Source organism: Rhizobacter sp. P1_G5 (genome assembly GCF_056405435.1).
This window is the reverse complement of record NZ_JBFUCB010000207.1, coordinates 1-9,250: the sequence shown is the minus strand read 5'-3', so window position 1 is coordinate 9,250 and position 9,250 is coordinate 1. Positions and strand designations below refer to the sequence as shown.

Here is a 9,250-nt window from a genome sequence, read left to right as displayed (position 1 = left end):
ACGTGAACGAGAGCAATGCGATCAAGCTGGCGTACGGCGACCATGCGAAGAAGATGGTCGTCAGCTCGACCAAGTCGATGACCGGCCACCTGCTGGGCGGCGCCGGCGGCATCGAGACGGTGTTCACGACGCTGGCGCTGCACCACCAGGTGGTGCCGCCGACGATCAACATCTTCAACCAGGATCCCGAGTGCGACCTGGACTACTGCGCCAACACGGCGCGCGACCTGAAGATGGAGTACGCGGTGAAGAACAACTTCGGCTTCGGCGGCACGAACGGCACCTTGGTTCTCAAGCGCGTCTGACCGGCACGATCCGCGCCCGGCATGCATGCGCCAGCCGAGTTCCAGCTCACCGTCTCCCGCTTCGGCGCCTGGCGCGGCGGCCTCGCCGTGTCGGGGGTGGTGGTCTGGGGCAGTGCGTGCGCATGGTGGTCGGCCAGCGAGCGGCCGTTGATGTCGGCGGCAGCGGGCTTTCTGCTGCTGGCCTGCGTAGCCGCCACCGCATCGCTGCATTCCCTCGCTCGAATCCCGGCCTTCCTGCTGCGCTGGGATGGCGCTCAATGGCATCTGACGCGGGCCGCCGGAGAACCCTCGGCCGGCTCGCTGCAGGTGGCGATCGACGGCGGCCGCTGGCTGCTGCTGCATTTCGTGCCGGATCGGACTGCAACCGGCCGGGCGGCCTCGCACTGGCTGCCGGTCCAGCGCTCGGGGCTCGAGCGCGACTGGCACCCGCTGCGCAGCACGCTGTTCACCGCGCGCCCCCTGGCTGTGCCTGAGGCCTTGGGCGAGGGCCGCCGCCCATGAGCATGACCGCGCCGGATGCCGACGCCCCGCTGGTCGAGCGCGTCAAGCGTGGCGACGTGAAGGCGTTCGAGATGCTGGTCGTCAAGTACCAGCGCCGCATCGAGCGCCTGATCGGCCGCATGGTGCGTGACACCGACCTGGTGCAGGACATCGCGCAGGAAACCTTCATCCGGGCCTACCGGGCAATCCCGCAGTTCCGCGGCGAAAGCGCGTTCTACACCTGGCTGTACCGGATCGCGGTCAATGCTGCCAAGAAGGCGCTGGTCGAGATGAAGCGCGATCCGGTCGTGACGGAATCCGCACGGGCCTCGCGGGATGATGACGACGAAACTTCCCGCGTCGAAAATGAACTAAGCGACGGCGAAACGCCCGAAGCATTGCTGGCCTCGAAAGAAATTGCGGCGACAGTGAACGCTTCGATCGATGCGCTGTCTGAAGATCTTCGCCAGGCGATCACGCTGCGCGAAATCGAGGGCCTGAGCTACGAAGAGATCGCCGAAGTGATGAATTGCCCGATCGGGACCGTCAGGTCGCGCATTTTCCGTGCGCGCGAGGCGATCGCGCTGAAACTGCGTCCTTTGCTGGACACCCGGGAAGGCGACCGCTGGTGATGCGCGGTGGAGCCACTTGCTGAACATGAATGCTGGAGCTGGACATGTCACAGTCGTCTGAAGGCAGTGCGTCGATGGAGAACCTGTCGGCCCTGGTCGATGGGGAACTCGGATCCGAAGCGGGTGCGCGCGCCTGCGCGCAGTGGCGAGAGGATTCGCAGACCCGCGCCAGCTGGCACGCGTACGCGTTGATCGGCGACGTGATGCGCTCCGAAGACCTCGCCTCGACGGCTGACCGCGACTGCGCCTTCCTCGCCCGGCTGCGTGCGCGGCTGGCCGACGAGCCGGTGGTGCTGGCACCGGCCGAGTTGCCTGCGCCGGTCGAGCTGCCGCTGGCCCCGGCGGCCATCGTGGCCGCGGGCGGCGGGCGCCGCGCCTGGCGCACGCCGGTGGCGGTGGCTGCCGGTTTCGTGGTCGTGGCCGGTGCGCTGGTGGCCACCTCGGTGCCGGGCTCGCTGCCGTTCGGTGGCGCGCCGGCGAACGTCGCGCAGACCGGCGGCGCCACTGCAGTGGCAGTCGTTCCGTCGCCGCTGCGCGCCGTCAGCGTCACGCAGGAGGCCGAGCCGGTGCGGCTGAACGGCCAGCTGATCCGCGATGCACGCCTCGACGAGTACCTGTCGGTGCACAAGAAGTTCGGTGGCAGCTCCGCCCCCGGGGTGCCATCGGGCTTCCTGCGCAACGCCGCAGCCGAAGCCCCCGCCCGCTGACCGGATCCACCGACCCATGCTGCTGCGCCTTTCCGCGTTGATGGTGAGTTGTGCATTCGTCGCCTTTGCACCCGCCAGCCGGGCGCAGAGTGCGCTGGTCAGCGGCGACCCGCTGGTCGAGGCGCGCGAGACTCAGGTCTGGCTCACCCGCATCACCGAGGCGGCGAACAAGCGCAACTTCCAGGGCACGGTCGTCGTCAGCGCCGGCGGCACGGTGGCGAGTTCACGCATCGCGCACTTCTGCGACGGCCGCAACCAGTACGAGCGCATCGACTCGCTGGAAGGGCAGATGCGCAACGTGCTGCGGCAGAACGACGTCGTCCACACCGTGTGGCCGCAAAGCCGCGTCGCGATGGTCGAGCAGCGCGATTCGATGAGTTCGTTCCCGGCGCTACTGCAGGCGGGTGCGCAGCATGTGACCGACTTCTACGAGCTCAAGCCGGTGGGCGTCGAGCGCGTGGCCGGCCATGAGGCTAACGTGCTGCAGTTGCGCGCCAAGGACGCGCATCGCTTCGGCTACCGGCTGTGGGCCGAGAAGAACACTGGGCTGCTGCTGCGCACCGAGGTGCTGGGCGAGCATGCCGAGGTGCTCGAGTCGTCGGCGTTCTCCGATGTCAGCATCAACGTCAAGCCGCAAGCGGATCTGATCACGCAACCGCTGCGCAAGCTCGACGGCTACCGCATCGTGCGGCCGCCCGTCACGCCGGCCAGTCTCGAGTCCGAAGGCTGGACGCTGAAGCACGACATTCCCGGCTTCACCCAGGTCAGCTGCGTCAAGCGGCCCTTCGACGGTGCGCTGCGCATCCGCGGCGCCACCGAGCCGGTGCTGCAGGCGGTCTATTCCGACGGCCTGACCTTCGTGTCGGTCTTCATCGAGCCCTTCAATGCCGAGCGTCACCAGCGTCCGATGTCGACCGTGATCGGCGCGACGCAGACGATGATGCGCCGCTACGGCGACTGGTGGGTGACCGTGATGGGTGACGTGCCCACCGCGACGCTGCGGGCGTTCGCGTCGGGGCTGGAACGCAAGAAGTAGCCGGCGGCGTGCGGCTGCACGCGGCGGCCCGTGTGGGTGTCGTCGAGGGAGTGCTCAGCATGCAAGCTGTGATCGATCGGGGCCGGCTCGCGCCGGTGAACGTGCTGCGCCGGCGCAGCACGGTGCGCTCTTGCGCCGCTGCGCTGGGCGCGGGCGCCGTGTTGTTGCTGGTGCAGGCCGCGGGTGCGCAGATCCAGGCCCCCAACCCGGCCCAGAACCCGCCGCAGAGCCCTGCGCCAGGCCAGGCGCAGCCCCTGGCGCCGGTCCAGGTGCTGCCCGACTTCGCCGACCTGGTCGAACGCGTCAGCCCGGCCGTCGTCAACATCCGGACCACCGAGCGCACCTCGGACGCGCCGCGCGGGCCGTTCCGCCGCCGCGCGCCGGCCGTGCCGCAGCAGCCGGGCGAAGAGGTGCCGCGCGGTGAAGGCTCCGGCTTCATCCTCAGTGCCGACGGCTACGTGATGACCAATGCACACGTCGTCGAGGGCGCCACCGAGGTCTACGTCACGCTGACCGACAAGCGCGAGTTCAAGGCGAAGATCATCGGTGCCGACGAGCGCACTGACGTCGCGCTGGTGAAGATCGATGCCACCGGCCTGCCGTCGCTGAAGATCGGCGATGCGGGGCGCTTGCGTGTCGGCGAATGGGTGCTCGCGATCGGCTCGCCGTTCGGGCTGGAGAGCACGGTGACGGCCGGCATCGTCAGCGCGAAGCAGCGGGAGACCGGCTCCGACGTGCCGTTCATCCAGACCGACGTCGCGGTGAACCCCGGCAACTCCGGCGGGCCGCTGCTGAACACCCGCGGCGAGGCGGTGGGCATCAACTCGCAGATCCTCAGCCCGGTCGGCAGCTTCGTCGGCATCTCGTTCGCGATCCCGATCGACGAGGCGATGCGCGTCGCCGACCAGTTGAAGGCCACGGGGCGCGTCGTGCGCGGCTACCTCGGCATCCAGCCGATCGACGTGCCGCGCGAACTGGCCGAGGAATACGGGCTCGCGAAGGGCAAGGCGAAGGGCGCATTCGTGCGCCAGGTGGTCAGCGGCACGCCGGCCGACAAGGCGGGCATCCAGCCGGGCGATGTCGTGATCAGCGTCAACGGCAAGCTGGTCGATGGCGCAGTCGACCTGCGGCGCACGCTGGGCGCGCTGAAACCCGGCACGGCGATCACGCTGCAATGCAATCGTCGCGGCAAGCTGCTCGATTTCAAGACGAGCCTCGCCGAGCTGAATCCGCAAGTGGCGGCAGCGGCAGAGCGACCGGAGGCCCCGATCGAGCCGCGCACGGCCGGCGCCGCCAAAGTCTGGGGATTGAGCGTTGCCAATCTCACCGATGCCGAGCGGCAGGCGCTGCGGGGTGCAAACGGCGTGCGCGTGAGTGCCGTCACCGGAGGCGCGGAAGCAGCGGGCCTGCGCGCGGGTGATGTGATCGTCGCGGTCGGCACGGCCGACGTGACCGACGTGAAGCAGTTCGAGGCCGTGGTGTCCAGGCTCGACAAGACGAAATCGTTGCCGGTCACCGTGCTGCGTGGCGACTGGGCGCAGTTCCTGCGCATCCCTGTGCTCAAGTGAGGGCCGGATATCCGACTGCCGGCACGGGGATTGCCATGGTGCTTTCGCAATGCGGGATCTGTGAACAGAACTTTTGCGATGACTGAACTTGCCTTATCAATGAAAAGTCAGTTGGCGCACACATCATTCGATGGATCGCCTCGAATTCAGCGCGCTTTTGGCTACAATTCAGGGGTCGTGGATCGGCTTTATTGCCAATCCGGGCAACGAGTTGAGGCGTCTGAAACTATCCCCAAGCTACCCACAAGTCTTTGTGGATAAGTTGTGGAAAGATTTTGCTGTTGGTGACCCGCAACGACAAGAAATCAAGCAATGGCGCGGTTTCCGGCGGGGTGCTTTTGGCTACAATGAAGGCCCAACAAGCAGTTGCCATACGTTTTGTTGGAAGGCGCGTCAGTTCTTCGACGTGCCTTTTTTTTGTTCACGGCCCGGGTCTTCGACCCATCATCTCGAGCGCGCAGGTCACGCGACAACGCGCACGAGATGAGCCATCAACGCAGCGGTGCAACCGCTGCAGCGTCGAACCGCGACGCAGTGGAATCGCTCAATGGATCACATCCGAAATTTTTCCATCATTGCCCACATCGACCACGGCAAGTCGACGCTGGCCGACCGGCTCATCCAGCGCTGCGGTGGATTGAGCGATCGCGAGATGGAAGCGCAGGTGCTCGACTCGATGGACATCGAGCGCGAGCGCGGCATCACGATCAAGGCGCAGACCGCCGCGCTCACCTACCAGGCGCGCAACGGCAAGACCTACCAGCTGAACCTGATCGACACGCCGGGGCATGTCGACTTCTCGTATGAGGTGAGCCGCTCGCTGTCGGCCTGCGAGGGCGCATTGCTGGTGGTCGACGCGAGCCAGGGTGTCGAGGCGCAGACTGTCGCCAACTGCTACACCGCGATCGAACTCGGCGTGCACGTGATCCCGGTGCTGAACAAGATGGACCTGCCGCAAGCCGATCCGCAGCGCGCGAAGGACGAGATCGAGGACGTGATCGGCATCGACGCGACCGATGCGATTCCGTGCAGCGCGAAGACCGGCGAGGGCATCGACGACATCCTCGAGGCGGTGATCACCCGCATGCCGCCACCCCAGGGCAACCCCGACGCGCCGCTGCGAGCGATGATCATCGATTCGTGGTTCGACAACTACGTCGGCGTCGTGATGCTGGTGCGCGTGGTCGACGGCGAACTGAAGAAGGGCGAGCGCTTCAAGATGATGGCCACCGAGGCCGCCTATGCCGCCGAGCAGCTCGGGGTGTTCACGCCGAAGTCGTTGGCGCGCGATGCGCTGCGCGCCGGCGAAGTGGGCTTCGTGATCGCCGGCATCAAGGAACTGCAGGCYGCCAAGGTCGGCGACACGATCACGCTCGAGAAGAAGCTGCCGAACAACGCCGGTCCGGCCAGCCAGGCCCTGCCGGGCTTCAAGGAAATCCAGCCGCAGGTCTTCGCCGGCCTGTACCCGACCGAGGCCAGCGAATACGACCAGCTGCGCGATGCGCTCGAGAAGCTCAAGCTGAACGACTCGTCGTTGCGCTACGAGCCCGAGGTCAGCCAGGCGCTCGGCTTCGGCTTCCGCTGTGGCTTCCTGGGCCTGCTGCACATGGAGATCGTCCAGGAGCGGCTGGAGCGCGAGTTCGACCAGGACCTCATCACCACGGCGCCGAGCGTGGTCTACCAGGTGGAGCTGGGCGACAAGACCGTGATCCAGGTCGAGAACCCGTCGAAGATGCCCGATCTCGGCCGCATCAACGAGATCCGCGAGCCGATCGTGACCGTGCATCTCTACATGCCGCAGGATTACGTCGGCCCGGTGATGACGCTGGCAAACCTGAAGCGCGGCAACCAGATCAACATGGCCTACCACGGCCGCCAGGTCATGCTGACCTACGAGATGCCGCTGGCCGAGATCGTGCTGGACTTCTTCGACAAGCTGAAGTCGGTGTCGCGCGGCTATGCGTCGATGGACTACGAGTTCAAGGAGTACCGCGCGGCCGACGTCGTGAAGGTCGACATCCTGCTCAACGGCGACAAGGTCGACGCGCTGTCCATCATCGTGCACCGCACGCAGAGCGCCTACCGCAGCCGCGCGGTGGTGGCCAAGATGCGCGAGCTGATCTCGCGCCAGATGTACGACGTGGCGATCCAGGCGGCCATCGGGGCCAACATCATCGCGCGTGAGACAATCAAGGCGCTGCGGAAGAACGTGCTCGCCAAGTGTTACGGCGGCGACATCTCGCGCAAGCGCAAGCTTCTCGAAAAACAAAAGGCCGGCAAGAAACGCATGAAGCAGATCGGCTCCGTCGAGGTGCCCCAGGAAGCGTTTCTCGCCATCCTCCAAGTGGACGATTGATGGGCTCACTGATGGGTTCTCTGACCGGCGTGCTCTATGGCGCCCTGGTGGTGTATCTGGGCGGCTGGTACCTCGGCAAGTGGACGGGCAACTTCTCGCTGCTGCTGTTCATCCTCACCGTCGCGACGCTGGCCTACTGGCTGGCCGAACGCTTCCACTTCGCGCCGCGCCGCGCGGCGGCCGCCGCCACGCTCGACCGCCAGGATGCCGAGCGTCGCGAGCGCCTGGCGTCGCAGGGCATCGCGAAAGTCGACGACAACGTCGCCCAGGCGCGCGACACCCTGCTGATGCAGCCGTGGTGGCTCGACTGGACCGCCGGCCTGTTCCCGGTGATCCTCGTGGTGTTCCTGCTGCGTTCGTTCCTGTTCGAGCCGTTCAAGATCCCGTCGGGCTCGATGGTGCCGACGCTGCTGATCGGCGACCTGATCCTGGTGAACAAGTACCACTACGGCATCCGCCTGCCGGTGATCAACAAGAAGATCGTCCAGATCAACGATCCGCAGCGCGGCGACGTGATGGTGTTCCGCTATCCGGCCAACCCGAGCATCGACTACATCAAGCGTGTCGTCGGCGTGCCGGGCGACCAGATCGATTACCTGAACCAGCACCTGTACGTGAACGGCAAGCTCGCCGAGACGCAGCCGCTGGAGCCGTTCTACGACGAAGACGCCGTGCGCTTCGCCCCGCAGTACACCGAGAAGCTCGGCAACGTGGCGCACCGGATCCTGGTCGAGACCAAGCTGCCGAGCGCGGCCGCACCGCTGTTCGCGTTTCCCTTCAAGGAAAACTGCCGCTACAGTGCGGAGGGCGTGCGCTGCAAGGTGCCGGCGGGTCACTACTTCATGATGGGCGACAACCGCGACAACTCGCAGGACTCGCGTTTCTGGGGCTTCGTGCCTGACGAGAACATCGTGGGCAAGGCCTTCTTTGTCTGGATGAATTTCGGCAATCCCAAGCGCGTCGGTTCGTTCAATTGAGCGGGAGCAACAGGTAAATGACGATGGATCAGCGGTCGATGGAATTTCGGGGTCAGTTGCGGCAACGCACGCACCGTCGTGGAACGCAACGCGGTGTGACGCTGTTCGGCCTGATGTTCTGGGCCATCCTGATCGGCATCATCTCGCTGCTCAGCCTGAAGGTGCTGCCGACGCTGAACGAGTACTTCACGATCAAGCGCACGATCGAGAAGATCGCGACCAGCGGGGCCACCACCGTCCCCGAGATCCGCACGGCCTTCGAGAAACAGAAGGACATCGAGTACTCGATCCAGTCGATCTCCGCCAAGGACCTCGAGATCACGAAGGTCAACGACAAGGTCGTGATCGCCTTCGCCTACAACAAGGAGATCGAGCTGATGGCCCCGGTCTTCCTGCTCCTCAAGTACGAAGGGCGCACGAAGTAAGGGCTGCGGCCCGAGACTTCCGCCCCGCTCGTCACCAACCAGCCCCGCGCGTGGATGCCCGACTGACCGCCCTGCAGAACCGCCTGGGCTACCGCTTCACCCAGCCGGAATTGCTGACGCGCGCGGTCACGCACCGCAGCTTCGGGGCCGATCACAACGAGCGGCTCGAATTCCTCGGCGACGTGGTGCTGAGCCTGGCGATCAGCGACCTGCTGTTCGAGCGCTTCGCCGGCTCCGACGAAGGCGACCTGACCCGCGTGCGGGCGCACCTGGTGCGCGAAGACACGCTGCACAAGGTGGCCGTGCTGATCGGCCTGCCCGAGGTGCTGCGCCTGAGCGAAGGCGAAGCCCGCGGCGGCGGTGCGCAGCGCCCGTCCATCCTGGCCGATGCGCTTGAAGCCGTGATCGGTGCCACCTACCGCGACGGCGGCTTCGAGGCCGCCCAGGCGCTGGTCCAGCGGCTGTTCGGCGAGGTCATCGCGACCACCGACCTCGACAGCTGGTCGAAGGATGCCAAGACCGAGCTGCAGGAATGGCTGCAGGCGCGCCGCCTGCCGGTGCCGGCGTACCGCATCGTCAACACCCGCGGGCAGGCGCATGCGCAGACCTTCGAGGTCGAGTGTGCGGTGCCGGCCCTCGGCCTCACCGAAACCGGCGAAGGCCGCTCGCGCCGCGCCGCCGAACAGGAAGCCGCGCGTGGCATGCTGGTCGCGCTGAAGGCGAATGACAAGCCCGGCAGCGCGCTGCGCTCYTGACGCTCCCCG

The 9,250-nt window shown here is 66.4% G+C and carries 10 protein-coding genes and 1 pseudogene; all 11 read left to right on the top strand.

Translation table 11 applies throughout. The features are described from left to right. Positions 1-305 (top strand): annotated as a pseudogene (locus AC1D12_RS15825) (beta-ketoacyl-ACP synthase II); the annotation flags it as partial. A gap of 21 nt (positions 306-326) precedes the next feature. Next, positions 327-806: a hypothetical protein gene (locus tag AC1D12_RS15820; protein ID WP_477828557.1), complete on the top strand. Its 480-nt coding sequence runs from the start codon at positions 327-329 to the stop codon at positions 804-806. A gap of 2 nt (positions 807-808) precedes the next feature. Further along, a complete protein-coding gene (gene rpoE, locus AC1D12_RS15815; RefSeq protein WP_477828559.1) occupies positions 809-1,417 on the top strand; it encodes an RNA polymerase sigma factor RpoE in 609 nt (202 codons plus the stop codon). 44 nt (positions 1,418-1,461) lie between these two features. Then, positions 1,462-2,124 (top strand): sigma-E factor negative regulatory protein, encoded by a 663-nt coding sequence (locus AC1D12_RS15810; protein WP_477841422.1) that lies wholly within the window; start codon positions 1,462-1,464, stop codon positions 2,122-2,124. A 16-nt stretch (positions 2,125-2,140) separates the two neighbouring features. Further along, positions 2,141-3,160: a MucB/RseB C-terminal domain-containing protein gene (locus AC1D12_RS15805; protein WP_047499889.1), complete on the top strand. Its 1,020-nt coding sequence runs from the start codon at positions 2,141-2,143 to the stop codon at positions 3,158-3,160. 59 nt (positions 3,161-3,219) lie between these two features. Further along, the gene (locus AC1D12_RS15800) at positions 3,220-4,728 is read left to right on the top strand and encodes a Do family serine endopeptidase (protein WP_477841420.1); all 1,509 of its coding nucleotides are present in this window, start codon (positions 3,220-3,222) and stop codon (positions 4,726-4,728) included. A gap of 130 nt (positions 4,729-4,858) precedes the next feature. Beyond that, positions 4,859-5,215: a hypothetical protein gene (locus AC1D12_RS15795; RefSeq protein WP_477829818.1), complete on the top strand. Its 357-nt coding sequence runs from the start codon at positions 4,859-4,861 to the stop codon at positions 5,213-5,215. A 60-nt stretch (positions 5,216-5,275) separates the two neighbouring features. Beyond that, positions 5,276-7,084 (top strand): translation elongation factor 4, encoded by a 1,809-nt coding sequence (lepA, locus tag AC1D12_RS15790; RefSeq protein WP_047499893.1) that lies wholly within the window; start codon positions 5,276-5,278, stop codon positions 7,082-7,084. Between the two features lie 11 nt (positions 7,085-7,095). Then, positions 7,096-8,061 (top strand): signal peptidase I, encoded by a 966-nt coding sequence (lepB, locus tag AC1D12_RS15785; protein ID WP_477827981.1) that lies wholly within the window; start codon positions 7,096-7,098, stop codon positions 8,059-8,061. A gap of 95 nt (positions 8,062-8,156) precedes the next feature. Further along, complete coding sequence (locus AC1D12_RS15780) at positions 8,157-8,486, top strand: DUF4845 domain-containing protein (RefSeq protein WP_477827982.1); 330 nt, start codon at positions 8,157-8,159, stop codon at positions 8,484-8,486. A 50-nt stretch (positions 8,487-8,536) separates the two neighbouring features. After that, entirely contained in the window at positions 8,537-9,241 is a 705-nt protein-coding gene (gene rnc / locus AC1D12_RS15775; RefSeq protein ID WP_047499898.1) for a ribonuclease III, read from the top strand. Positions 9,242-9,250: the final 9 nt, after the last annotated feature.

Bases quoted from the DNA above. Each gene is read 5' to 3' on its own strand.
- AC1D12_RS15805 (WP_047499889.1), top strand. From the start codon at position 2,141: ATGCTGCTGCGCCTTTCCGCGTTGATGGTGAGTTGTGCATTCGTCGCC.
- lepB (WP_477827981.1), top strand. From the start codon at position 7,096: ATGGGTTCTCTGACCGGCGTGCTCTATGGCGCCCTGGTGGTGTATCTG.
- rpoE (WP_477828559.1), top strand. From the start codon at position 809: ATGACCGCGCCGGATGCCGACGCCCCGCTGGTCGAGCGCGTCAAGCGT.
- AC1D12_RS15820 (WP_477828557.1), top strand. From the start codon at position 327: ATGCATGCGCCAGCCGAGTTCCAGCTCACCGTCTCCCGCTTCGGCGCC.
- AC1D12_RS15810 (WP_477841422.1), top strand. From the start codon at position 1,462: ATGTCACAGTCGTCTGAAGGCAGTGCGTCGATGGAGAACCTGTCGGCC.
- AC1D12_RS15800 (WP_477841420.1), top strand. From the start codon at position 3,220: ATGCAAGCTGTGATCGATCGGGGCCGGCTCGCGCCGGTGAACGTGCTG.
- AC1D12_RS15795 (WP_477829818.1), top strand. From the start codon at position 4,859: ATGGATCGCCTCGAATTCAGCGCGCTTTTGGCTACAATTCAGGGGTCG.